Here is a 24,237-nt window from a genome sequence, read left to right as displayed (position 1 = left end):
CCTACCGAAAAACCCTGTCAGTTTTGGTTTAGATTTTATCGTTGTTACTTGATATGAGCACCATCACCTCTCGTGGCCCAGCCGAAAAAATACGCTTAGAACGGCTTCAGCGCGGTTTATCGCAGGAAAATATGGCCGATTTACTTAATCTGTCTACCACAGCTTATGGTGATATTGAACGCGGCAAAACCGATCTGACCCTTTCGCGCCTGACCCAAATTGCTACTGTTCTGGAGGTCTCCCCATTAGCCCTTCTCTCCGACGAAGCCATAACAGCGCAGGTTATTGAGCCAAAATCGGAGGCAATTATCAGCCACGAACTTGAAACCCTCCGCCTAACAGTCGAGAAACAGGAAGTTGAGTTAGACAAACTTCGCCTGGAAGCTGACTATTGGAAACGCAAATACGACGAACGGATCGCGATGGAATTACTCCGCTCCATGGGCGTCGAGCAGAAACGCGAGCGGATTGGGTTTTGATTCTTTTTAAATTACCTTACCTATACACAATGAACGAACAAAGCAAAAGCTTCCTGTACAAGTACCTTAACAATGCCTCTCCCACCGGTTTTGAATCATCGGGGCAACAGATTTGGCTGGATTACCTTAAACCCTACATCGACGAATATATTGTCGACACCTATGGCACAGCCGTTGGTGTCATTGGGCCGGGTAAAGATTACAAAGTGGTTATCGAAGCTCACTCCGATGAGATTTCGTGGTTTGTCAATTACATCTCCGACGACGGCTATATTTATGTTCGGCGCAATGGCGGTTCCGATGCCCTGATTGCGCCATCCATGCGAGTGAATCTGCATACCAAGAAAGGCGTAGTCGAAGGCGTGTTCGGCTGGCCAGCTATTCACGTTCGGGATCTGGCTAAAGATACAGCCCCTAAAGTGACCGATCTGTTCATCGACGTGGGTGCCGCAACTAAACAGGAAGTAGTAGATATGGGCATTAACGTAGGTACGGTCTGTACATTCGTTGATGGTCTGACAGAATTGAATAATCGCTATTATGTTGGGCGGGCGTTGGATAACCGGATGGGTGGCTTCATGATTGCCGAAGTGGCCCGCCTGTTGAAGGAAAACAATGTAACCCTACCATTTACGCTGTATATCGTCAACGCAGTACAGGAAGAAATTGGCTTGCGTGGCGCCGAAATGATTGCCCGTCGGCTTAAGCCCGACCTCGCCATCTGTACCGATGTAACGCACGACACCCAATCGCCGAAGTACGACAAAAAAGAACAGGGAGACTTAAAATGTGGAGCTGGCCCCGTACTTTGCTATGGACCCGCTGTTCAGAATAATGTGCTCGACTTTTTGATTGCTGTGGCAGAACAACAGGGGATTGATTTTCAACGTCAAGCCGTTAGCCGCTCGACTGGTACGGATACCGATGCGTTCGCCTATGCTACCGAAGGCATCGCTTCAGCTCTGATCTCACTGCCGCTGAAATACATGCACACAACTGTCGAAACCGTTCACATGGATGATGTGCAGAATGTTATTAAACTGATGTATGAAACCCTCCTGGCGTTGAAAGGCGGAGAAGATTTTCGATATATAAAATAAGTAACTCTTCTGGGCTTTAGCTGGTACAGCTAAAGCCCAAATTCTTTTCTGGCTATAATACATGCATAAAGTATCCTATTTTCGTTATCATACTTTCAGAAAGTTATTCTAAAAAACAGCCTGTTCTCTATATCAAATTCGAAAGAAATTATTCTAGCGATTTTTACTTTAGTAAGCTTTAAAATTACCTATTGTAGAACTACCTAATTCTCATTTTCCTTAGCTACTCTTTTATTTTATTTCCCTCTATAATAATAAGCAATCATTACTTTCTGACTAGAAAGTAATTAGCTATCTATTCATTTTATTTTACTAAAAAATACCTAGAAATATACTCAATTTATTATACCTATAATTCCTTGAAGTTATAAGTATAATAAATTTTACTATTTACGCAGTCGATCTACTTAATTGACAGATAATCAAACAATTGAACATGCAATGAATTTAATGTCGTTTTAATACACTCTGCACGTATCCCTATCTAATATTGCTGAAAAGGCCTTTCGTTCTACGAATTTCCACACTATTTATGAGCCCGGCAAGTCAAAAAACTATCGAAAGGGATAGACAATAAGTAGTATATAAAACCCTTAAAAGCATTATGAATTTAAAAATTACAGGCCACTTGTTAGGCATGTTATTGCTAGTTCTACTCGTTTCATGCCGTACTAATTATAATGCACATAGTAATGTCACCAATCAGCCACCTTCTGATCAAGAAAAAATAGATCTTCCTGTATCACAAGGAGTTGGAAATAATTACAAAGATTTCGAAAAATTAGGTTATCAGAAAGAGGCAAAAATTCCAAACTTCACGTTGTTTTCGCCCGAAGGATTAAAATTTACGCTTTCGGAAGCGTTGACAAAAAAGAAGCCGCTCCTATTAATATCAGGCAGTTATACATGCGATATTAGTCGCCATAATATAGCTGATATTAACGCGCTAATCGGGAAATATAAAGATAAGGTAACCATCTATATGGTATACACGATTGATGCACATCCATCAGATACTCCCAGCCCTTATTCAAAAAATAATAAAGTCGAAATAGCGCCGGCAAATGTTAAGGAGCACATAGAAGCCCAACAGCCTAAAACCTATGGCGAGCGAAAAACACTGGCAAAGAAATGGCAGCAGCAGAATTATATTATAGCTCCTGTTCTGGTCGACGGTCCAACAAATGATTTTTGGTTGTCATTCGGTCAAGCCCCGAATATGGCCTACTTAATTGATCCTGATGGAACCGTTTATTATAAACAGACCTGGCTAAAGTATGTCAGTCTGGATAATACCATTAAAACCTGGCTACGTGAGCATCCATAAGTGCCTGTGAGTTCTTAGCAAAAGACTTAGTTATTCCGCCGGAAACCACCACCATTACGTTGCCCTCCCCCATTTTGCTGTTGGAATGGGTCTCTGGGGGCAGTAATTCCAGCGCTAAATCGGCGTAGGTTATACACGAAGCTGATCATGAAATAACGGTTCAAGACCCGACTCCGGACTTCCTCCGTATACGTATCCGTTACGTTCCGTACGATGCTCTGATTCTGATTCAGCAAATCGAATGCCTGGAACCGAATTTCACCCTGATTCTGCTTGAACAACTGCCGGGCCAGTGTTGCATTCCAGAGCGTATACGACTGGTTGTAGCTGGCCGAACTACCTCCGTAATGGTTAAAGTAAACGTTCGTTGAGAAGGTAAACTTAAGCGGTAACTGGTAGTAGACATCAAGCGTAACCGTCTGATTTAGAAAGGTTGTGTTCTGCTGCGGTTGCAACGAATACTTCGCTGACTGCCAGTTGATGTTACCCGACAAATTCAGGTCTAATTTCTCCGTAAAGTTTGAACTTATGGTGGCCCCCTCACCAATCAGCCAGTTTTTTGCCTGATTAGATTGGTTGTTTATGAAACTCATTCCCTGATTGTAGGTCAGGTTCGTCGATAGGTTCAGGTTCGTTTTCTGTGCGCCTAGTTTAAGCGGTCGACCAATAACAAACGACCCATTTACAGTATAATAACCATTCGTATTGACAGGCATGGTTGTCTGCGCGCCCGATGGCGTGAACGTTGTCGAATTAACGATTTTGTTATCTGTCCGACTCGCATTCAGGAAGACAAACATGTTACGGAACGTTGCCGCATCGAACTGATTGTAATTCAACGATATCGTATGGCTATATTCGGGTTGCAGGCCAGCGTTACCCAGTTGAATATTAAGCGGGTTTGTATTATTGGGTACAGGCTGTAACTGGCTCACCGACGGTGCATTGATACGAGTACGGTAGTTGACTCGCAATCTTCGGCTCTTCGCAAAATTATAGGTAAGCAATGCATTGGGCAACAGGTTTGAAAACGTCCGATTCAGATTTGTTTCCCGACTTAGGTTGTTGGAATTAAGACTCGCCTGTTGCGCGTCCAGCCCAAATGCATACGTATATTTCAATCGTTTTGTCTGCCATGTTAATCCACCTCGATTCGTTACGTAGTCATTTATAAAATTATTGCTCAACGTAGTATTCAGTAGATCATATTGGCTCGATTGCCCATTAAAATCGTTTACTGCCCGGTTTGACGTGTTGTGATTATCCGACAGATTGTAGTGAAATTCAAGCGTTTGACGAAGTGACAGCGGTTCTGTATAGCTTACATTGACCGTATTGGTCATCGAGTGCGTTTCCTGGTCATTCCGTTGATTAATGGTCTGCGTGATGATGCCGGTTACCGTATCTTTTGTAATGACTCCAGACGTCAGACTCGTCGACGATCCATTAAACTGGTTAACCGATTTATTAATACCCTCATTATCCTGATTATTGAGCGCAATAGTCCAGTTTACCGAAAAGCTTCGTCCTTTCTTCTGAAATTTACGGAACAACAGCAATTGGTTATTTCCCGTAAAACCAGTCCCGTTTGAATTATAATTGGTCACGCTCGAATTAGCCATAACCCCTTCATTGGTAAGGGTTCGTGCTTCGCTCTGATTGGTATAATTTGAATTTAGCCACGATAAACTCGGGATAATCCGGATCGTAGTCATTGTATCAAGTCGATAATCGAGTCGCAGGTTGACCCGGTGATTTGTATTGGTATTATCAGAGCCATTGGTTTGATCACGAACAAAGCCAGCCTGTGATGCTGTAGTTGTTGTACCAGACGTGCCGCTCGGAATTATGTTTTCCCGGTGGCTTTGCTGGTTGGTAAGCGTGTTGGTATTACTGGCGTTGTAGCTACTCACTACATCAATCTTTTTGCCCCAGCCATCTCGGTAGTTGATACCGGCTGCCCACGAAGTAGTGATGGCACTGCTACCTACCTGACCAGCTCCATTACCGCTGCCGCCACCGGCTCCACCACGAACCACATTGCTTCCACCTCCACCGCCTTGTCCTTGACCAGCGCCACCAAAATTGTTACCGAGACCCAAATCACTCGCGGTAAAACCCTGCTGGTTAACGTTGTTGGCCATTCCCAGCATGGAAATCTGACGACCATTATTAAACTGGTTGAAGCTCACCCGACCCGAATAACGGGCGTCATCGCCAGGTTTTGGCCCAGCGCCAATAGTCTGCTGCCCAAACGATCCTTTACGTTTGTCTTTCTTAGTGGTGATGTTAATCGTTTTCTCCCGATCGCCATCGTCCACACCCGAAAAGGCAGACTGCTCCGATGCCTGATCGAAAAGTTGAACTTTGTCGATAATATCGGCGGGAAGATTACGGGTGGCCATTTTAGGGTCATTGCCAAAAAACGGTTTTCCATCGACCAGTACTTTTGTGATCGCTTGCCCCTGCGCCTTCACATTACCATCCCGGTCGACTTCCACCCCCGGCAGTTTTTTGAGTAAATCCTCAACCTGTGCGTTGGGACGGGTTTTGAACGAGCCTGCATTAAACTCCAACGTATCGCCCTTTACCGCAATCGGAGCGCGTTCTCCCTGAACCGACACTTCCATCAGCGTTTGTGATTGCGCAACTATATCAATTGCTCCAACATCGACCGTTGGATTATTTTGCGAGACGGCAACACGCTGGGAGCGACCACGGTACCCAACGTACGTTACCAACACCCGATATTGGCCCAAGGCTACTTTAGGAAACTCAAATTTTCCATCTCCATCGGTAATTCCAAAAGTCACCAGCGACGAATCGCGGGCTAACAGCAAGGATACAGATGCCTCCATCAGCGGTTTTCGACTCACCGAATCGACCACCGTTCCCTTAATAATACCAGAAGATTGAGCAAAGGCCTTGTTAATGAATAAAGTACTAATGCATAATGTGCTCCAAAGCAACCATTTCGTAATAGTTCGTCTTTTCATCGTGCATTTGGGGCCGCACAGGCCATTTACGGTATACATTATTCATTATAGCTTATTAGAAAACTGTATTTGTTTGTATGCCCTCACCCCAACCCCTCTCCCAAAACGGGAGAGGGGCTAGAACTTAATTCCGGGGAGCTGACATATTCATGTTTTGCATCATTTTCTGCCGGAAATCGGCCATTCCTTTCCGACGTATCTGTTCCATTTCGTCAGACGATATGGCTTTGGCATCTTTTGGTGGTTCAACAGCCGTAGCTGCAATAGCCTCCATCGATACGCCGGTTGCCTTATACGATTCTGTATCCGATTCGATCAGTAAGACTACGCCTTGTGGAGGTGTCAGATCAGCAACGGGCGAATAGGTGAACGGCAGATCGGTGGTGTACCAGATTGTGTAAGGCAGTTTACGGTGCGTAGCGGTAGCTTTGTGGCAAACGTAGCCTGCGATCTTTTTCGTTTTATCGCTGGCTTGCCAATCAGTTGCTGCTGGCATTGGTTTCTCGGAGCGATAGGTCTGACTTGCTGAATCTTTTTTCACGACCAGCACATCAATCCGCTGACGATTGGCTAAATCCAGGTAAGTCTGCTGTTCGAACGGGAAATTTGCCCGCATATTACCACCTCGATTAGGGCGATCACCAGCAGCTCCGCCTGCACCATCGGGGGCTCCATCGCCACCTTGCCGACGAAACATCATGCCTCCTTGCGGGCGGTCACGTTCTTCTTTGGCCATATTGCCGGCAAAGACGAGTTTTTGCGTAAATGATATAACGTCTGGCGCACCTTCCGGCGCATCGGGAGCGCCAGGGGCTCCGGGCCGAACTTCCTGCCCGTTAATGTTCATACGCATTTGCGATCGGTCGATCTGACGCATGCCTTCGTAGGTAATTTTACCAGATACCGAAGCGGTGGTTTGCGCAAGCGATGCTGTGGCAACCAGGCCGGAAATGAGACAGGTGAAAATGGCTTGTTTCATGGCGAAATGAGAGATTCTTGCTGTAAACGTTGCACAAATTTTTCAACTCGTAGCCAAAATCTCGTTAAAAGCAGCTAAATCGGCGCTGAGTCGGTTATTTTACTGGCCGAATGCCTAGTTATGAACCGTATTATTTCGCTTGTACCCTCGCAAACCGAATTGCTCTTCGATCTTGGGGTAGACGATCAGGTTGTCGGTATCACAAAATTCTGCATTCACCCGGCCACTAAAGTTAAGCATAAGCCAATCGTAGGCGGCACTAAAACGCTGAACATTAACAAAATTCTAATGCTCCAGCCCGATCTCATTCTTGCGAACAAAGAAGAGAATACGCGTGAGCAAATCGAGGAACTCCAGCATCATTACCAAGTTCACGTTACGGATGTAGTAACCCTGCCCGACGCGCTGGCAATGATCCGGGAAGTGGGCAAACTGGTGAAAAAGAATACCGAAGCGGAGCAGATTGCTCAACAAATTGACATATCTCTAACTCCCCTACCACGTTCCTCACGACCTTCTGTTGCTTACTTCATCTGGCGCAAGCCGTACATGGTTGCTGCCAACGATACGTTCATTCACTCGATGCTGGAAATTGCCGGTTTTCGTAATGCATTCACCAATCAGACACGTTATCCAGAAATTACACCTGACGAACTGAAAGCAGTACAACCCGACCTGATTTTCCTATCATCGGAACCATACCCGTTTGACGAAAAACACCGAGCTGAGTTTAATGCGATTTGCCCTTCAGCGAAGATATTGATTGTTGATGGCGAGCTATTTTCCTGGTATGGCAGTCGGTTATTGCGGTCGTCGGACTATTTTAAGAACTTGCGTAACGAAATTACCCAGTATAATGTATGATCACTGACATTTCGCAACTCGATCCAAACGGCACCTATACGTATGCCGACTACCTGAAATGGCAGTTTGACGAAAGCGTCGAACTGATTAAGGGGAAGCTATATCGAATGTCGCCTGCACCAAAACGTGCGCATCAACTGGCTGTTAGTCATTTACTTGTTGACATAAGCCTTTACTTGGGTAATGGAGGATGTGAGATTTATGTTGCTCCATTTGACGTCAGGCTTCCTATTCGAAATGAACGTAAACCCGACCAATTACATACAGTCGTTCAGCCAGACATTTGCGTAGTGTGCGATGCCAGTAAATTGGATGATAATGGTTGCTTAGGAGCACCTGATTGGGTCATTGAAATTACATCGCCCAGAACAGCCAAAAACGACTTTAACGAAAAGTTTAATCTGTACGAAGAATCTGGCGTACGTGAATACTGGATTGTTCAGCCTAAAGAAAAAGCAGTTAACGTTTATGTACTCGAAAATGACCACTATGCCTTAGTGGATGTGTACGAATCCGGCGAAATACCAAGCCGTATTTTTCCCGAATTAATTATCTCTCACGAGCGTATTTTTCGTTAAATGCTAACCACTGGCGATACCCTCTCGGTTGCTTCAATCAACCTGATTTTATTTGCGGCCCAGCAACGTGGTGCCGACACTGACGCATTAGCTCAGGCTGTAGGTATCAGTTCCGAACAGTTACGTGATCCCGACGGGCGCGTGCTGGTTCGGCAGGTGCAGGCGCTGTGGCGCGAGGTTATATCGGCCATTGGTGATCCAAACATTGCCTTACAACTTGGCGAACTGGTGAATCCAGTGTCTATAGGCGTGCTGGCTTATGTAATGATGCATAGCCCAACATTAGGAGGGGCATTTGACAAACTCTGTCAGTATCAGGATATTGCTTGTGAAGGTATCCGAACAACGGGAGCACTAATAGACTCAGGCACATCAGGCAAGCAATTCTTATTATCACTCCAAATAACAAGTGCCGATATTATTTATCCACAACATGCACTCAATTCCGAATTGTCGGTTTATTTGTCGGTCATGCGGGCTTTAACGGGCCATCGTGTATCAGCTAGTGAAATTCGGTTTTCCTACTCGCGTCCGCTTGATACGAGCGAGCATGAGCGCGTGTTTGCGCCCGCTCGTCTGGTGTTCGATGCGCCCGAAACATCAATGATTGTCGATGCGACTTTGCTCGATCTGCCCGTGTTGAATGCCAGTCCAACTCTGTCTTTGCTTTTTGAGAAACACGCGAATGATATTCTTAGCAAGCTCAAAGCGCCGTCGCTAACCAGTCGTGTTAAATCAGAAATTGTCACAATCATGAAAGGCGAAGAGCCGACCCTGGCCGCTGTCGCAGATCGGCTAGCCATGGGCGTTAGAACGCTCCAGCTTCATTTGAAAGACGCTGGTACGTCTTATCAGCAACTATTAGACGAAACTCGAAAAGAGTTGGCTGTTCGCCATCTACGAGAGCATAACCTAAGCACAACCGATATTGCTTATCTACTGGGCTTTGCCGAACCGAGCGTCTTTTTTCGGTCATTCAAAAAGTGGACGGGCCAAACACCAGGTGCCTATCGACTGGCGCAGGCTTCGTAGCGTGGACGGTCGACCGTTGCCGTAGAAACTCGCACTACAAACTCTCCAGACTTGTGTGTTTGAAACTGTCGAAATATTTGAGACCGTAGCCAAGCATCCGATCCATACTGGAGTGGGCGAAGAGAACAATGCCCGTCAGCATCAGATATGGGTTACCTGTCATTAGGCCGAACAAGCCAATTACAATGGCCAGTCCTTTATGATGCACAATGTTGTATAATACTGCCCCAACAGCTGGGTTGATGACATAACCAATCATACCCAGATCAGGTACAAGTATAAGAGCCGGGAACCACCACCAGGCAAAATTCAGGCGAGAGAATAAATAAATAGCTCCCAGAAATTGGATCAGTTCTTCGGATTTCAATAGCGTTTTCATTTGATCAGTTGTTTTTAGTAGGTGTACGATGTCGTAAATTCAGGTCCGTATTAGGCAAATACAGTCGGCTTTCCTGTATTCACAGGCGTAAATGGCCGTTTTAATTCATGTTCAGAAAACCATGTCAGGGTTTCAGTCAGGGCTTGTTTCATAGGCGTTGGGCAAAAATCGGGGAATAGGGCATGTACTTTCTGATCATCGAGCAGAATCGTATTTTCGTAGAGATAGAGCATCTCCTTTACTTCCCGCAAAACGGGCATAAACAAGCCCAGAACGCTGATAATAAATCGACTATATAACTGCACGTTCAACGAATTTCCAGTTATTGAGGTAATCTGCTCAAACCAGGCTCGCATGGACGGCAGCACTGTTCCGCCATAATTCCAGACTTCGTATGGTTTAATCGTTGACGTGGTTTGTGTTTGCAGCGCCCAATCCCGCAAGAGTAATCGGACAATAATTTCAGCGGCATCTTTCGTGTAAACCGATTGGTGGGGAATATCAGCGTTCACAATCCAGGGGAGTGCTTTGCCATTGAGCGCGTTTTCAAAGATGGGCTTTACACCTTCGTTCAACACATTCGGCCCCCAGAAGTCAGGAAGCCGTACATTCATAACACGGCACTGACCTGCATTGGCAGCCTGTTCCAGCATAGCTTCAATAGCAACCCGTAGCTGACCCTTACGCGTACAGGGATTTGGTTGGCTATCTTCCCGAATCGGTTCGGTTGTATTACCAAAATTATAGACGTTGCCCGGCAAAATAATGGTCGCGTGATTCTGTGCAGCCTTTCGAGGCCGGGCTGCATCAATCACTTTCTGCGTAGCGGTATCCATGTTACCAAACCACTTGTTGTACGGATAATTGATTCCATGAAAGATGAAATCCTTATCCATAGAAACACGATTCAGTAGTGTTGCATCCTGCACATCGCCTTCGATAATGGTGAGAGTGGATCGGTTCAGGAACAAAGCTTCTGCTTTAGCCCGGTTACGCACAAGAATGGTTACAGGTAAATGGCGAGCAAGCAGATTAGCCGTAACGGCATAACCGATGCTACCGGTTGCGCCAAGGACAAGGGTTTTCGGTGTCGTATTCATGAGGTTCGTGCGTCTGTTAGTACATGACAAAGGTCTGCCTAACTCGCTGATTGGTCGCTGACGAACTACGCAAATTGAATGACCGATTGCGAAAATTTGAGAGCAACACTGGCATTATTGACCCAGTTGTAATAGAACTTTCTAGCAGGCAGCAACGCTGACGAAAAAAGATGCGTAATTGGTGTAATATTTATCCTATCGTCTGTTCGATCAGGCTTATAGTCACCATGAAACACATTTCACTTCTTCTATTTCTATTAAGCTTAGCATCATCGGTACTAGCTCAGGAGGTTGTGATTGATACAAATTATTACGCCCCCCCTCCTGTCGTTCGTAAGAAGGTGTTAACAGCCGATCCGGATCAGAATCCGGATCGGCGCCGGTCCGTTAACCGACAAAAAACCGATTATTCGCCAGCCTATCAACTTAAGGAAACACAGACCTGGTATGTGAGTCTTGAGGGTGGTTTTCGTACCGATGGCAGCCTGCTAAATAACTCATTTGACGGGCTTTTTAGTAGTTCATCTACTACGAAGTCAGCCTGGAGTGCGCTACTAGGCTATACGTATCGAAACTCCTGGACTGTTGAAACGGGCTACACCTATGCACCTATTCACCTGAATATTACGATTCCCAATGGGTCAAGACCACTTATCTACAACTACCAGAATAGTGGTTACGGTATCCCTTTACGCATAAAACGACGTATTGGCTCTGCAAGTCATGCGACAAACGGCACGGGATTCTGGCTGTCAGCAGGTGCCTGGCTTGTTCCAAACGGAAAAGTCAATACAGATGATTTTCGACTTGTTGGGTACACATACCATAACAATAGACCCCGAACAGCCGATACAATACGGCTCGACAATACCACCACAACCAAAAGCATCTCGGGTGTCGCCGAACTAGGAATCGATTACTCAGTCCGGCTGTCTTCTTCTATAGAATTTAGCACCTATGTACGTAAATACTGGGGGCTTGGTGAGGCCATCCGCTCTGATATAACCTATACTGTCAATAGTATCGTACAACCGCAATCGTCGATTACGGCCAACGGAACAGGCTGGGGTTTTGGCCTTTCTCTTCGCTATATTTATGGACGACAACAGGAGGTAAAAAAGCCCCAAAACGGACATCCGTAACGGACTGTCTCCGAGATCCTGATTATGACGAAAAGGGCTATGCGTTATCAAGTCTACACACCCTGCGACAGGCTAAAACCTTATGTTAGGCATCTAGCTATTTCGGAAGCAAGCGATGAGCAGGCGTATACAGTATTGCCTGATACGTCGCTGGTGATGGGATTTCAGTATCAGGGGAAGATCGCAACTGTAAACGGGCCAACTACGCTTCCGTTAGCTACAGCTGGTATTACGGGAATTCAGGATGGGTTCCGCATCTTCAAAAACGAACCAGCTACGGGTTCGGTGTTGGTTGTATTTACAGAAACGGGGGCAGCCTCGTTTTTCAATGAACCCATCCATGAGTTGTTTGGCGAAAGTGTAGGTCTCGACAACTTTCTGAATTGGGCCATACTTAATACACTCGAAGATCAATTGGCGGGAGCAAAAACTGATCAGGTACGGATTGAGCTTGTTGAGCAATTTCTACTTTCGAGACTCCAGAAACCTAAATCCGATGCCCTTGTTGTAGCTGCGATCCAGCACATCTACCAATCGAAAGGAACGATTCGGATGGCCGCACTCGCTGATACGCTTTGTATCAGTCAAAGCCCGTTAGAAAAGCGCTTTCGGCAGTTGGTTGGCACCTCTCCAAAGAAGTTTTCGGCCATTGTTCGAATGAAACAGGCGATTGGTTTATTCTCAAAAACGGGTAGCTTGACCGAGGTAAGCATAGAGTCCGGTTACTTTGATCAGGCCCACTTTATCAATGGTTTCAAAACGTTCACGGGCGTAACCCCAACGGAGTTTCTAAAGAATTTACCCGCACGCTGACTGGAAGAAAAACGATTTTTTACAAGTCTAAGGGTGGTCGTTCTCCGACCTTTGTGATGAACAAAACGAAGAGAAAATGTCGATCGAAGAACTAGTAAAGCAAGCGTATGCCACCGCTAAAAACTATCCTGACTTAGCCCAAAAACTCGTTGATGCCGGAGTTCAGTCTTACACGGTTGAGGTGTCGTCCAGCAGTATACTGTATCGATTAGCCGAGGGCGAAACCCTACTACACGCAACCGTAATGGAGCCCAGGCCCATTACCACCACCTTTGATGAAGCTGGAACAATTCAGGCAATTCGCGATAATCAGCAAGGAAAAACAGACTACCCGCAATTTATGAGCGAGATAGCTCAAGCAGGTGTACGTTTCTACGACGCCATCCTGACAGGCCTGAACAAACGGGTTATTTACGTAGGCATTGGTGGTCACTACGACGAGAAAATTCCGATAGCCTAGGCTGTTCGTCTACTCATAACAGCTTTTTCACATCCAGTACCTTTACCTTATTCTGCTCCGCTTTTTTAAGCGTTTCGGGCGAATAGATAGACAGCCGCACGTTTTCCTGCATATCGGCCCGTTTCTGGATATGATTTTCCAGATAACGATCGAGGTGTTTACCCTCCAGACCGTAGCTAAAGAATAAGGAAACGCGTTCACCTTCCTGCTCACGGAACAGAAAATCGGGTAGTCGATTTTCAAGGCCAACGTGTAGCGGGAGGTTATTGAGCACCTTCATCCGGCGGGCATTACCGCTGTGAAGCGTACGCATATTCCAGACCACAATGTCGCCCGCACGAGTGTCGGCAAACACGTCGGCTCCGTCGGCGGCATCGTGACTTCCGGCTTTGAAACGGATGCCTCCACTATAGGTGTCGTGGTTCTGCAAGTAAATACCGAAGCGAATCAATGGATATGCGCCCTCCCAATCAGCCCCCTGACCGAACTGATAACGGTCGATATTATCGCGGTGAAAACCCCGCGTTCCAGTGCCAATTTGATAGGTACTGTCGGAGAAGTAAACAGGCGTGTCGCCCAGTAATTCGGTAGCAATAGCGACGATACGCGGGTCGTAAATCACCCAACCCAGTTTCTCTTTACTTAGCAAATCACCTTTTACGGAAGCCGCCTGTTTTACCTTCGCGACCAACCCTAGTTTCTGCTGCTGATCGCGGTAGTCGTAGGCAGACTGTCGCAATTGGGCCACTTCGTCGGATGTGAAAACATTACGGACGATGAGATAGCCCTGTTGGTCAAATTGTTCCTGACGTGTCATTTTTTTATTGTTTCAGGTTCAAGGGTTCAAGTTCAAAGTTTAATGTTCAAGGGTTCAAGTTTCAGTCAGTGCGTACTGGAACTTGAACCCTTGAACATTAAACTTGAAACAATTCATCAATAAAGTCAACTGTTGCTACTCTCGCCATATCGTCCCAAAAGCTTGGGTATGATTTATCGACAACTCTTGGCTCTTCAATGATAATCTCTTCACGCATGGCTACCGGAGCAAAGGCCATCGCCATACGGTGATCGTCGTAGGTTTTAATCGTGGCGGGGACCGTATGGCTTGCTGTTAATTGATGTACTTCGTAACGATGGTTTGGCTCAAGTTCAACCAGTTCGGCACCAACTTTTTGTAGCTCAGCCTGCAAAGCTGCGACCCGGTCGGTTTCCTTAATTTTCAGGCTTTCGATACCGGTCAAATGTAGGGTCACTCCTTTCACAGCGGCACAAACAGCAACGGTTTGCGCCAGATCAGGGCAATCGGTAAAGTCCCAGGCAAGGAATTCACTGGTCGGGCATTTGGTCAATCGAACGCCCGATTCGGTAAACGTACTCTCTACGCCCAACGACCGCATGATGTCCACAATAGCACTATCGCCCTGTAAGGATTTCGATTTCAAGCCCAGCAGGTTGATTTCTGCCGTTTCGTCTTGAGCTAAAGCCGCTACACTATACCAGTAACTCGCTCCCGACCAATCGGATTCGATGGCGTAGGGTTTGGGAGTGTAGGGTTTAGGAGTAATCGTAATCGTGTTTGTCGCCCAATCAGCCTGAACATCGGCTCCGAAATAGGCCATCTGTTCCAGTGTCATTTCAATATACGGTCGCGATCCAATGGCGCCGGTCAATTCCAGCGTCAGGCCGTTCGGCAACAGCGGAGCAATCATCACCAATGCCGAAATATACTGGCTGCTCACATCTCCCCGAATGCTGATCCGGTTGCTCTCTGAGGAGCTGAAACCATTGATTTGCAATGGCGGATAGCCTTCTTTGTTGAGATAGGTAATATCTGCACCCAGTGTCCGCAACGCATCCACCAGAATACCAATGGGGCGCTCGCACATACGCGGTGTACCCGTCATCGTTTTTTGTTGTCCCGTTACGGTAAAATAGGCCGTCAAAAAACGCATTGTCGTGCCAGCATCCAGCACATCAGCCGTATTGTCCTGCGATTTCAGCAATCGAATCATCGTTTGCGTATCGCGGGCGGTCGATAGATTTTTTAGATCACACTGAAAGCCAGTCAGGGCATCAATGATAAGGGCACGATTGCTTTCACTTTTCGACGAAGCCAGGGGTATAGTCACCTGGACGATACCAGGATTCGTCAGCGTAGCGGGAGGAGATAAACGAACAGCGTTCAAGAGATAAACAGATTGGTACTGACACGAAATAGTTCGCAAAAAAACGAAATTACTGCTAGATTCCGGCCATCATTGGCTTGTTAGCCGACATGAAACCGCTTTTTTCGTATGAATCAGTTTATCAACGCCACCGTTTTTACCGGCGAAGAATGGCTTTCCAACGCGTCAGTGCGCATTGACAATGGTCGTATCCAGGAGATCTCAACCGCAGAAACTTCTACAGAATCCAGTGATCCAACCGTAATCGACCTCAATGGCGACTACCTGCTTCCGGGTTTCGTGGATTTACAACTTTACGGTGGGTCAAGCCAATTCCTGAACGATCAGCCAACACCCGAAACCGTCCGGCATATTTACGACTCCCATGTCCGAAACGGCACCACTACGTTGCTCCCCACGATTCACTCGACTTCGCTCGATATCATGCAGCAGTCGATGGCAGCAGTACAGGTCGTGCGAAAAGAGAATCCGTTGGGGGTTCCGGGTATTCACATCGAAGGGCCTTATTTCAATCCCATCAAGCGGGGAGCGCACAGCATGGCCTACGTTCGAACGCCTGCCGATGGTGAACTGGAAACCCTATTTGGTACGAATGCCGATGTCATTCGAATTTTGACACTGGCTCCCGAAATTCTGACTCCTGAGCAATTCAACACGATTAAACGACTTAAGCACGCCAATACACTTCTTTCCCTCGGGCATAGCAACGCGACCTACCAGCAGGCCACGGCAGCATTCAATGATGGCATGCCACTGGCAACGCATCTATATAATGCCATGCGTGGATACGAAAGTCGTGAGCCAGGTGTAGTGGGTGCCGTATTTGATCACCCAACCGTCCGGGCCAGTATCATTGCTGATAGCTATCACTGCAATCCGACCACTATTCGCATTGCCTACCGATTATTGGGGGAGCGACTCTTTCTGATTTCGGATGCGCTATTTGCCAATCCCCCCCGGCACACGTTTGAACTAGGCCAGTTTATCGTGCACTTTGAACCCGACGCTAATGGACCGGGCCGCTATGTCAATAACGAAGGAAATCTGGCAGGCTCAGCCATTACGCTGATCGACTGCGTCCGGATTGCCGTTGAACAAGCTGGTATTCCATTAACGAATGCCCTGAGAATGGCCTCTGTAATTCCGGCAGAAATCATAGGGTTAGGCGACCACATAGGAAAAATTAAAGCGGGCTATGCAGCCAATCTAGTTAGAACTACTAATTCATTGGAGACAAAAGGCGTCTGGGCATCTGGCGAAAAAATAGCCTAAAAACTACTCATTACTAGCGAATGTGTTATTGAGTAATTATTCTAAAGAATGCTTAATGCAATTACTCAATAACACATTCCGATAGCTTATACTAATAAATCCTATTGCTATAAATATAAATAGACTCTTATTGTATTGTATTTTTTAAATAATTCGATATAATATTCTAAATAATACTTTTTTAACATTATTAAAGTTGGTACTTTCGATTAAGTACAACAAATAATACTCCCAGCCATTATCTGTAATATCCTTTAGGGAGTCCATCTATTCTGGAAATATGTCGCTGATCAACCTCACATAAGAGGATTGGCGACATTATAATTTTAAGCAAATACACTGGGTAGTTTTATCAAGCCAATTTCTGGCTTCAGCTATGCTATTGCCCAAATTTATCTGTATCCATTTCATGTGAATTTCTCCAACTTCCCAACATAAATCCCCCAATTAACATGCAAAGAAAATTACGTAGACATGACATTTTACCGGTAGCAGTCATCCTATTTATTATGGCTGCTATGAGCCCTATGGACGTCTGGGCGCAGGCTAAAAGAATAACAGGTAAAGTGTATACCAGCGGGGCTTCCGAAGCCTTACAGGGAGTCAATGTACTGGTCAAGGGTAATAGCCGGAAGGGCGCAGTTACCGATAATCAGGGCATGTTTTCCCTGGAAGCCTTACCAACTGATATCCTGGTCGTTAGCTTTATTGGCTTCAAAGCCCAAGAGATAAAAGTAGGCGATAAAACTAATTTTGATATTCCGTTAGAGGAAGATGCAACGCAGCTAACGGAACTCGTGGTAACCGGAACACGAAACGTCGGACGTACTATCATTGAGTCGCCCGTGCCGGTAGATGTCATTTCGATCAAGGACATTATGGGCTCTCTTCCTCAAATGGATCTGGCCCAAATGCTGGCCGTTGTGGCACCTAGTTTCAACTCTGTTCGCTCACAGGGTGGTGACCTAAACTCGCACGTCGATCCGGTTCAGTTACGAAATATGGCTCCTAATCAGATCCTTGTTCTGGTTAACGGAAAGCGACGCCATACGTCTGCTCTGCTCATCACCGAAACGGCGGTTGGTAGCCCATCTACTACCGTCGATTTAATGACTATTCCCGTATCGGCTATTGATCGGGTAGAAATTCTTCGGGATGGCGCTGCTGCCCAGTACGGTTCAGATGCCGTAGCTGGGGTAGTGAACATCATCCTGAAAAAAGGGACGAACAAATTAACCGCCAGCCTGACCGGTGGCGGCTACGCCAATACAGGTGGGCAAGCCGGAGCGCTAACCAAAACGGGAAAGCCAGATGGCTTTAACTATCAGTTTGATGCCAACTACGGGTTCAAAATTGCAGAAAAAGGATTCCTGAATATTTCAGGTCAGATTACCCAGCGCCGGCCTACACTTCGCCCATTTGTCAACGACTGGGGTTTCTTTGACAACACCTATCTGAATAACCTCCGAACCGACAAGAACGGCAACCCAGTCATCACCAATCCGGAATTAATCAGTGCTCAGGTGGCAGGCAACACCTCGCTGATGACGTCGCTGAAAACAGAAGATGGTCTGATGAGCGCTCGCGGATTGACAAAGGCCGATTTTGCAGTATACGCCGGGATGCCCGCCATTACGCTTGGTAGCATGTTTTATAATGCAGGCTACGAGATCAATCCAACCACTACATTCTACAGTTTTGGTGGCGCTTCGTATAAGTATCTGGAAGGCTTCTCGTGCTATTTCCGCCGGCCCGCTCAAACCGACCGGTTCAATTATTTGCTCTATCCCAACGGCTATCGGCCCCAGATGACCTCCAACACATCTGACCTTTCGAACACCGTAGGTATTAAAAGTAAGATGGGGGAATTCAACGTTGACTTCAGCAATACCTTCGGAAGCAATACGATGCGCATTGGTATGGTCAATACGATCAATGCCTCTATGGGTTCCAACTCGCCGGTGAACATGAATATCGGTACCCACCAGTTCACGCAGAACTCGACTAACCTCGATTTTTCCCGCTATTTCAAAGGGGTGATGAATGGCTTGAACGTTGCCTTTGGTGCCGAAATGCGCGTTGAGAATTACAAAATCATGAAAGGCCAGGAAGAAAGCTATACTTATGGCGATGCGGGTATACTGACCGTAGGTCAGGCCGGGCTTCTGGTCGGGCCAGACGGCAAACCTCTGGAAAATGAAGCGAGCGCCCCAATTGTTGATGCCACCGGAAAGCCATTATCGGTTTATGCAGGCCAACAAGTGACGGTTAAAAACCTGTCGGCAAACTGCCAGTGTTTTTCAGGCTTTGGTCCTAAGAATGAACGCAATGAATTCAGAACGACGATGGCGGCTTATCTGGATGCTGAATTGGAGCTCACCCGAAACTTCCTGGTCGCCGGCGCTTTCCGCCTGGAAAACTATTCTGATTTTGGTGGCGTAACCATCGGTAAACTGGCCGCCCGGTATTCGATCTCAAAAACCCTTTCTATCCGCGGTTCTATTGCCAGCGGTTTCCGGGCTCCTTCGCTACAGGAATTGAACTATACGCACACGGCTACGGCATTCGTACCGGATGCAAATGGAATTCCGCAGCCGCTGGACGTAACTACGTATCCAACAAACAGCACGGCTGCCCGTGTTTTGGGTATTAAAGGCCTGAAACAGGAGCAATCACGTACCTACGGATTTGGGCTTACCTATCAGCCCGTTCGTGGCTTTGAAGTAACAGTAGATGCTTACCAGATCGACGTAGACAACCGTATTTTCCAGACCAGCTATTTCAACGCGTCGGAAGTTGGCAATAATTATCAGGAAGTAATCGGAGATGGGGAAGCTCAGTTTTTTGTGAATGGTGCTGATGTTCGCTCTAAAGGGATCGAAGTTGTTGGAAACTATTCGCTCGCACTTCCGAAAGACAAAAGCCTGACGTTCACGCTGGCCGCTATTTTGAGCAAAAACTCAGTGCTGAACCGGAAGTCGCTGAACCTGAATGTAGCCAATCTGACCGAAGATCAGGTTGTTGAAAAATACCTGAGTCGCAGCGTCATAGGCCAATTTGAGACGGGAACCCCACGAACAAAACTAATCGCTTCTGTTGCCTATCGTTTCAACAAATTTGACGCCATGCTACGGGGCACCTACTTCGGATCGGTTACAGAGCGCTCCACCTCTGCTGATAACGACGGCAATTATTATGACCAAACATTTTCGGGCCAGGCGATTTTTGACCTAAGCTTCGGCTACAGCATAAACCGTAATGTGAAAATATCCATTGGAGGCAGCAACATTTTCGATAAATATCCTCAAATCCTCCGCCCGGAGAATCAGGGTTTTTATCTGTACTCTAACAACCAGCAAGGTTCCAATGGTGCTTATTATTATGGCCGTGTAGCGTTTAACTTCTAACTGTAACTCCAGCTATGAATCGATATTTCACTAAAAGAAGCATTTTACCTTTACTGGGTCTTTTCTTTTCCGCAGTTATTTTTCTGAGTTCGTGTGAGCAGAATAAATACGAACCCAACACAAGTGTGGCACCGGGCGGTGGTACTGTAACGACGTATAAGTCATATACGCTAACATCAGCATCAGGGGCGACTGTTTACGGACGCGTGGTATTTTACAAGTACAATTCTTCGGTTACTCTGGTCGAAATAGGGCTCTATAATACCGTTTCAGGAACGTCCTATACGTCCTCTATTTATCAGGGTAAGCTTTCGGATAATGCTACCACGGCGCTCAAACCGCTTGACGCCATTAGTGGGGCTACCGGCGAGTTTTCCAGCAATAAATACTTTACGATCAATGAAGCGGGTTTCTACGACAAGTTGAGCACCTACAGTGCCAATGTCAAAGTACTATCCGGTACAACACTGGTAGCCAGTGGTGATATAGGTGCAAATGCCGCACCCGTTGCCCAATCGAATTAGGAATTTTAAGAGTGATGCTTGCTTAAATGGCCCCGGATTCGTTTTCGGGGCTATTTTTATAAATCGTCAGTTCATCCTCCCCTATCATTTCTCTGCTGCTCAACGAACCTTGCACGGCTGGAGCTTTTATCGCACCGGCGAACCGCCCTTTTCCCAGCATCATTCGGCTACGAAATACCCGCATTTCATCCCACAGACCAGCCTCGATAAACGACTGCAAAAGTTTCGCTCCACCTTCAACTAATACAGACTGAATCTTACGTTCATGAAGGTCATTTAATAAGTGAATGAGGATTGGACCGGCGTTCCGGGGAGTGATTGAGTGAATGACGTTGGGGCGCTCTTCTACAATTTCTCCCTCACTTTCATGATAAACAATAGTAGATTGTGTTCCGTCAAATAAATTGAGGTCAGCAGGAAGGGATAAGTTCTTATCAATGACAATCCGTGTTGGGTTTTTCCCTGGCCACAGGCGCGTATTCAATCGGGGGTTGTCCATTCGGGCGGTGTTTGTGCCTACCATAATCGCATCTTCTTCACTCCGCCAGCGATGTACTAGCCGGTTCGCCAAGTCGCCACTTATTTTAACAGGCTGACCACCCTCTGCTCCAATAAAGCCATCGGATGTTTCAGCCCACTTCAGCATGATGTAAGGCCTACTCTGCTCAAAAAAGGTAAAAAAACGAGCGTTCAACTCACGCCCGATTTCGGATAAAAAGCCTGTTTCAACGGTAATACCAGCTGCCCGTAGTTTCGCAAAGCCCTGACCACTTACCAATGGATTCGGGTCGTCGTTACAGCAAACCACGCACCCAATCTGCTTTTCGATGAGCAAATCTGCGCAAGGGGGCTGCTTACCATAGTGCGAACAGGGTTCGAGGGTTACATAAGCTGTGCTTTGGGGCAGTAAAGGCAAATCTTCGGGCCGAACCGAGGCTATCGCATTTCGTTCAGCATGCGCTTCTCCGTAACGTTGATGCCACCCCTCGCCAATGATTCGCGGTTCAGTTCCTTCTGGATCATGCACAATGACACAGCCGACCATTGGATTGGGGCTGACATACCCTCGTCCAAGCGTAGCTAATTCAAGAGCCCGACGCATGAATTGATTCATAATTTGTACTTTGTGACTTATCGTTTCAGATTTTAGGTTCCATGATGGCAGAGGTCCTGGGAACATGGAACTCGAAACTTGAAACGATAAACCGTAAACTTCCCTATTTTTGACAAAATTACTTGACAGAACTCAATGGCCACCGCCAAACCTCTATACGACCGCCTAAGCAAGAACATTACAGCCTACCCACCCGAAGAAGCGAGGGAAATGGCCTTTATGCTGCTCGAGCATTACTTCGGGTTGCGCAAAACGGATGTACTGACCGATAAGCCCTTACCTCCAAATCGTACAGAACCCGACTGGTTTAAGATCTTGGAGCGTCTGAACCGACAGGAACCCATCCAGCACGTTATTGGCACAACCATTTTCTGCGGTTTAGAATTCGAAGTATCCCCTGATGTATTGATTCCAAGACCCGAAACCGAAGACCTGGTACGGCTAATTATGCACGATTTTGCTGACCGGACCGACGATGTCCCTATCGTGGACATTGGTACGGGCAGTGGGTGTATTGCCATCACGCTGGCTCGATTTCTTCCCCAGTCGGTTGTAACAGGTTGGGATGTTTCAGATGAAGCCCTCACTCTTGCCCAACGGAATGCCCAAAATCTTAACGCCGATGTTATTTTCGAGATTCAGGATATTCTGAATGTACCCGCGGATTTCAGCCGTCGGTTCGATTGTGTGGTGAGTAACCCGCCTTATGTAACCCGTTCAGAAGCCGCCGATATGCACCGCAATGTACTTGAGTATGAACCCGGCCTTGCGTTGTTTGTAGAAGACAATGATCCGCTGGTGTTTTACAAAGCGGTCGCCGATTTTTGTGTTCGTCATCTAACGAAAGATGGATCTTGTTACGTTGAAATTAATGAACGCTTTGGCGAAGCCACCAGACAGGTATTTGCCGAACGGGGCTTCACTAAAATTCAGGTCTATAAAGATATTCATGGCAAGGATCGAAGCATACGGGCAACATTTTAAAAATGCAATCAACCACCTCTTTTACCTACCATACTAAAATTCGCGAAGTTTTCAGCGAGATGAGCCAGGTTGTGGTTGGGCAGGAGCGCCTGCTCAATCGGCTGCTTATTGGTCTGTTTACAGGCGGCCACATTCTGCTTGAAGGCGTCCCTGGACTAGCCAAAACATTGACAATCAACACACTGGCCAAAGTACTGGAATTAGATTTTCAGCGCATCCAGTTTACGCCCGATCTGCTACCCGCCGACCTGATTGGGACGATGATCTTCAATCAGAAAACGGCTGAGTTTGAGGTAAAACAAGGCCCCATTTTTGCCAATCTGATTCTGGCCGATGAAGTCAATCGTTCCCCCGCGAAGGTGCAGGCAGCACTGCTCGAAGCCATGCAGGAGAAACAGGTAACGATTGGCGAAGAAACGTTTGTTCTGGACCGACCTTTTCTGGTACTGGCAACCCAAAATCCTGTGGAGCAGGAAGGTACCTATCCATTGCCCGAAGCCCAGGTAGACCGCTTCATGATGAAAGTCTTTGTCGATTATCTAAGCAAAGACGACGAACTGGAAGTCATGCGCCGAATGTCGAACATGAATTTTGACTATGAGGTGCAACCAGTATTAGGCAAGGAAGAGTTGGTGGCCATTCGCAACGAAATCAATGGCATCACCATCTCTGAAACCCTTGAACGCTACATCATTGAGTTGGTATTTGCCACCCGCCGGCCACTGGAATATAGCCTCCGCGATGAAGCCCGCTATATACAATTTGGTGTATCGCCCCGTGCCAGTATCAACCTGAATCTGGCAGCCAAAGCCCTCGCCTATTTCGACCGGCGTGACTATGTCCTGCCCGAAGACATTAAAGAAGTAGCCCCGGACGTATTCAACCACCGTATCATGCTCAATTACGAAGCTGAAGCCGACGGTGTTACGACGTTACAGATTATTGATTCCATTCTGCGTAAAGTAGCAATCGGACGGTAGGGTCATGAAACCAACTCAGCTATTTATACTGATTGCCATACTGTTAGCTGGAGGATTATGGCTCTATGGCACTTACTTTGCGAAGCCCCGTCCTCCGCATAAACGCCCTGCGGGTGTCACCTCGCCTGGCGACCGTCGGGTTGAAAAGACAGATTCCGAATGGAAGCAAATCCTTTCACGATCAGCCTACAACATTACCCGCGAACAAGGCACGGAGTGGCCTGGCAGCAGCGAATTAACAAACGAACACCGACAGGGCGTTTACACTTGCGTCTGTTGCCGTAACCCGCTTTTTGCTTCCACAACTAAGTTTGATTCACACACTGGATGGCCCAGCTTCTACGCGCCCATCATTCCAAACGCAGTTTATAATGAACCCGATGGCAACCGAACAGAGGTCCGTTGTTCGGTTTGCGATGCCCATTTGGGCCACGTATTCAACGATGGTCCAGAGCCTACTGGCCTACGGTATTGCATGAATGGCGTAGCACTGACGTTTGAGCAGGGGAAGTAAAAACGAT

At 46.8% G+C, this 24,237-nt stretch carries 22 protein-coding genes; 15 read left to right on the top strand and 7 right to left on the bottom strand.

All coding sequences use genetic code 11. The annotated features are described in order from the left end of the window. Positions 1-53 precede the first annotated feature (53 nt). From GO755_RS01770 to GO755_RS01760, 3 genes are all read left to right on the top strand, one after another. Positions 54-479 carry a helix-turn-helix domain-containing protein gene (locus tag GO755_RS01770; RefSeq protein ID WP_157582848.1) on the top strand — a complete coding sequence of 142 codons (426 nt, stop codon included), beginning with the start codon at positions 54-56 and terminating at the stop codon, positions 477-479. Positions 480-508: 29 nt separating this feature from the next. Next, a complete protein-coding gene (locus tag GO755_RS01765) occupies positions 509-1,579 on the top strand; it encodes a M42 family metallopeptidase (protein ID WP_157582847.1) in 1,071 nt (356 codons plus the stop codon). Between the two features lie 604 nt (positions 1,580-2,183). Continuing rightward, positions 2,184-2,906, top strand: coding sequence for a deiodinase-like protein (locus tag GO755_RS01760; protein ID WP_157582846.1), 723 nt, complete (start codon positions 2,184-2,186; stop codon positions 2,904-2,906). A 26-nt stretch (positions 2,907-2,932) separates the two neighbouring features. On the opposite strand, the gene GO755_RS01755 is transcribed toward GO755_RS01760, so the two are convergent. After that, the gene (locus GO755_RS01755) at positions 2,933-5,902 is read right to left on the bottom strand and encodes an outer membrane beta-barrel family protein (protein WP_157582845.1); all 2,970 of its coding nucleotides are present in this window, start codon (positions 5,900-5,902) and stop codon (positions 2,933-2,935) included. A 124-nt stretch (positions 5,903-6,026) separates the two neighbouring features. Next, complete coding sequence (locus tag GO755_RS01750) at positions 6,027-6,881, bottom strand: GLPGLI family protein (protein ID WP_157582844.1); 855 nt, start codon at positions 6,879-6,881, stop codon at positions 6,027-6,029. Positions 6,882-7,001: 120 nt separating this feature from the next. Between GO755_RS01750 and GO755_RS01745 the strand changes: the two genes are divergently transcribed. The 3 genes from GO755_RS01745 to GO755_RS01735 are packed head-to-tail and all read left to right on the top strand — an operon-like array spanning position 7,002 to position 9,355. Beyond that, a complete protein-coding gene (locus GO755_RS01745; RefSeq protein ID WP_157582843.1) occupies positions 7,002-7,745 on the top strand; it encodes an ABC transporter substrate-binding protein in 744 nt (247 codons plus the stop codon). Then, a complete protein-coding gene (locus tag GO755_RS01740; RefSeq protein ID WP_157582842.1) occupies positions 7,742-8,323 on the top strand; it encodes a Uma2 family endonuclease in 582 nt (193 codons plus the stop codon). The genes GO755_RS01745 and GO755_RS01740 overlap by 4 nt, the downstream gene beginning before the upstream one ends. Then, complete coding sequence (locus tag GO755_RS01735; protein ID WP_157582841.1) at positions 8,324-9,355, top strand: AraC family transcriptional regulator; 1,032 nt, start codon at positions 8,324-8,326, stop codon at positions 9,353-9,355. 34 nt (positions 9,356-9,389) lie between these two features. Here GO755_RS01735 and GO755_RS01730 read toward each other — a convergent pair whose 3' ends face one another. Together GO755_RS01730 and GO755_RS01725 are read right to left on the bottom strand one after the other, a co-directional pair. Continuing rightward, positions 9,390-9,734 (bottom strand): DUF4260 domain-containing protein, encoded by a 345-nt coding sequence (locus GO755_RS01730; protein ID WP_157582840.1) that lies wholly within the window; start codon positions 9,732-9,734, stop codon positions 9,390-9,392. A gap of 50 nt (positions 9,735-9,784) precedes the next feature. Then, a complete protein-coding gene (locus GO755_RS01725; RefSeq protein ID WP_157582839.1) occupies positions 9,785-10,834 on the bottom strand; it encodes an NAD-dependent epimerase/dehydratase family protein in 1,050 nt (349 codons plus the stop codon). A gap of 227 nt (positions 10,835-11,061) precedes the next feature. Here GO755_RS01725 and GO755_RS01720 point away from each other — a divergent pair, with 227 nt between their 5' ends. From GO755_RS01720 to GO755_RS01710, 3 genes are all read left to right on the top strand, one after another. Next, entirely contained in the window at positions 11,062-11,976 is a 915-nt protein-coding gene (locus GO755_RS01720; RefSeq protein WP_157582838.1) for a hypothetical protein, read from the top strand. 39 nt (positions 11,977-12,015) lie between these two features. Further along, positions 12,016-12,789: a helix-turn-helix transcriptional regulator gene (locus GO755_RS01715; RefSeq protein ID WP_157582837.1), complete on the top strand. Its 774-nt coding sequence runs from the start codon at positions 12,016-12,018 to the stop codon at positions 12,787-12,789. A 76-nt stretch (positions 12,790-12,865) separates the two neighbouring features. Continuing rightward, positions 12,866-13,249: a DUF1398 family protein gene (locus GO755_RS01710; RefSeq protein WP_157582836.1), complete on the top strand. Its 384-nt coding sequence runs from the start codon at positions 12,866-12,868 to the stop codon at positions 13,247-13,249. Positions 13,250-13,262: 13 nt separating this feature from the next. Here the strand turns inward: GO755_RS01710 and GO755_RS01705 are convergent, their stop codons facing one another. Further along, positions 13,263-14,066: a phytanoyl-CoA dioxygenase family protein gene (locus GO755_RS01705; RefSeq protein WP_157582835.1), complete on the bottom strand. Its 804-nt coding sequence runs from the start codon at positions 14,064-14,066 to the stop codon at positions 13,263-13,265. Between the two features lie 97 nt (positions 14,067-14,163). Next, positions 14,164-15,435, bottom strand: coding sequence for a 3-phosphoshikimate 1-carboxyvinyltransferase (locus GO755_RS01700; RefSeq protein WP_157582834.1), 1,272 nt, complete (start codon positions 15,433-15,435; stop codon positions 14,164-14,166). A 108-nt stretch (positions 15,436-15,543) separates the two neighbouring features. Between GO755_RS01700 and nagA the strand changes: the two genes are divergently transcribed. From nagA to GO755_RS01685, 3 genes are all read left to right on the top strand, one after another. Next, positions 15,544-16,707 (top strand): N-acetylglucosamine-6-phosphate deacetylase, encoded by a 1,164-nt coding sequence (nagA, locus tag GO755_RS01695; protein WP_157582833.1) that lies wholly within the window; start codon positions 15,544-15,546, stop codon positions 16,705-16,707. Positions 16,708-17,159: 452 nt separating this feature from the next. Then, the gene (locus GO755_RS01690) at positions 17,160-20,114 is read left to right on the top strand and encodes a TonB-dependent receptor (RefSeq protein WP_157582832.1); all 2,955 of its coding nucleotides are present in this window, start codon (positions 17,160-17,162) and stop codon (positions 20,112-20,114) included. 14 nt (positions 20,115-20,128) lie between these two features. Further along, positions 20,129-20,638, top strand: coding sequence for a hypothetical protein (locus GO755_RS01685; protein ID WP_157582831.1), 510 nt, complete (start codon positions 20,129-20,131; stop codon positions 20,636-20,638). A 22-nt stretch (positions 20,639-20,660) separates the two neighbouring features. Here the strand turns inward: GO755_RS01685 and ribD are convergent, their stop codons facing one another. After that, a complete protein-coding gene (gene ribD / locus GO755_RS01680) occupies positions 20,661-21,752 on the bottom strand; it encodes a bifunctional diaminohydroxyphosphoribosylaminopyrimidine deaminase/5-amino-6-(5-phosphoribosylamino)uracil reductase RibD (RefSeq protein WP_157582830.1) in 1,092 nt (363 codons plus the stop codon). Between the two features lie 135 nt (positions 21,753-21,887). Between ribD and prmC the strand changes: the two genes are divergently transcribed. From prmC to msrB, 3 genes are read left to right on the top strand one after another with little or no spacing between them, the layout of a single operon-like run. Then, positions 21,888-22,736 carry a peptide chain release factor N(5)-glutamine methyltransferase gene (prmC, locus tag GO755_RS01675; protein WP_157582829.1) on the top strand — a complete coding sequence of 283 codons (849 nt, stop codon included), beginning with the start codon at positions 21,888-21,890 and terminating at the stop codon, positions 22,734-22,736. 2 nt (positions 22,737-22,738) lie between these two features. Then, positions 22,739-23,716 (top strand): AAA family ATPase, encoded by a 978-nt coding sequence (locus tag GO755_RS01670; RefSeq protein WP_157582828.1) that lies wholly within the window; start codon positions 22,739-22,741, stop codon positions 23,714-23,716. Between the two features lie 4 nt (positions 23,717-23,720). Then, positions 23,721-24,230, top strand: a complete 510-nt coding sequence (gene msrB, locus GO755_RS01665) for a peptide-methionine (R)-S-oxide reductase MsrB (RefSeq protein ID WP_157582827.1) — start codon at positions 23,721-23,723, stop codon at positions 24,228-24,230. The last annotated feature ends 7 nt before the right edge of the window (positions 24,231-24,237 follow it).

The organism is Spirosoma arboris (genome assembly GCF_009754945.1).
GTDB lineage: Bacteria > Bacteroidota > Bacteroidia > Cytophagales > Spirosomataceae > Spirosoma > Spirosoma arboris.
The sequence above is the reverse complement of the archived record's forward strand: the minus strand, read 5'-3'. Positions and strand labels throughout refer to the sequence as shown.

Coding starts and splice junctions, on each gene's coding strand:
- GO755_RS01770 (WP_157582848.1), top strand. CDS start 54: ATGAGCACCATCACCTCTCGTGGCCCAGCCGAAAAAATACGCTTAGAA.
- GO755_RS01765 (WP_157582847.1), top strand. CDS start 509: ATGAACGAACAAAGCAAAAGCTTCCTGTACAAGTACCTTAACAATGCC.
- GO755_RS01760 (WP_157582846.1), top strand. CDS start 2,184: ATGAATTTAAAAATTACAGGCCACTTGTTAGGCATGTTATTGCTAGTT.
- GO755_RS01755 (WP_157582845.1), bottom strand. CDS start 5,902: ATGAAAAGACGAACTATTACGAAATGGTTGCTTTGGAGCACATTATGC.
- GO755_RS01750 (WP_157582844.1), bottom strand. CDS start 6,881: ATGAAACAAGCCATTTTCACCTGTCTCATTTCCGGCCTGGTTGCCACA.
- GO755_RS01745 (WP_157582843.1), top strand. CDS start 7,002: ATGAACCGTATTATTTCGCTTGTACCCTCGCAAACCGAATTGCTCTTC.
- GO755_RS01740 (WP_157582842.1), top strand. CDS start 7,742: ATGATCACTGACATTTCGCAACTCGATCCAAACGGCACCTATACGTAT.
- GO755_RS01735 (WP_157582841.1), top strand. CDS start 8,324: ATGCTAACCACTGGCGATACCCTCTCGGTTGCTTCAATCAACCTGATT.
- GO755_RS01730 (WP_157582840.1), bottom strand. CDS start 9,734: ATGAAAACGCTATTGAAATCCGAAGAACTGATCCAATTTCTGGGAGCT.
- GO755_RS01725 (WP_157582839.1), bottom strand. CDS start 10,834: ATGAATACGACACCGAAAACCCTTGTCCTTGGCGCAACCGGTAGCATC.
- GO755_RS01720 (WP_157582838.1), top strand. CDS start 11,062: ATGAAACACATTTCACTTCTTCTATTTCTATTAAGCTTAGCATCATCG.
- GO755_RS01715 (WP_157582837.1), top strand. CDS start 12,016: ATGCGTTATCAAGTCTACACACCCTGCGACAGGCTAAAACCTTATGTT.
- GO755_RS01710 (WP_157582836.1), top strand. CDS start 12,866: ATGTCGATCGAAGAACTAGTAAAGCAAGCGTATGCCACCGCTAAAAAC.
- GO755_RS01705 (WP_157582835.1), bottom strand. CDS start 14,066: ATGACACGTCAGGAACAATTTGACCAACAGGGCTATCTCATCGTCCGT.
- nagA (WP_157582833.1), top strand. CDS start 15,544: ATGAATCAGTTTATCAACGCCACCGTTTTTACCGGCGAAGAATGGCTT.
- GO755_RS01690 (WP_157582832.1), top strand. CDS start 17,160: ATGCAAAGAAAATTACGTAGACATGACATTTTACCGGTAGCAGTCATC.
- GO755_RS01685 (WP_157582831.1), top strand. CDS start 20,129: ATGAATCGATATTTCACTAAAAGAAGCATTTTACCTTTACTGGGTCTT.
- ribD (WP_157582830.1), bottom strand. CDS start 21,752: ATGAATCAATTCATGCGTCGGGCTCTTGAATTAGCTACGCTTGGACGA.
- prmC (WP_157582829.1), top strand. CDS start 21,888: ATGGCCACCGCCAAACCTCTATACGACCGCCTAAGCAAGAACATTACA.
- GO755_RS01670 (WP_157582828.1), top strand. CDS start 22,739: ATGCAATCAACCACCTCTTTTACCTACCATACTAAAATTCGCGAAGTT.
- msrB (WP_157582827.1), top strand. CDS start 23,721: ATGAAACCAACTCAGCTATTTATACTGATTGCCATACTGTTAGCTGGA.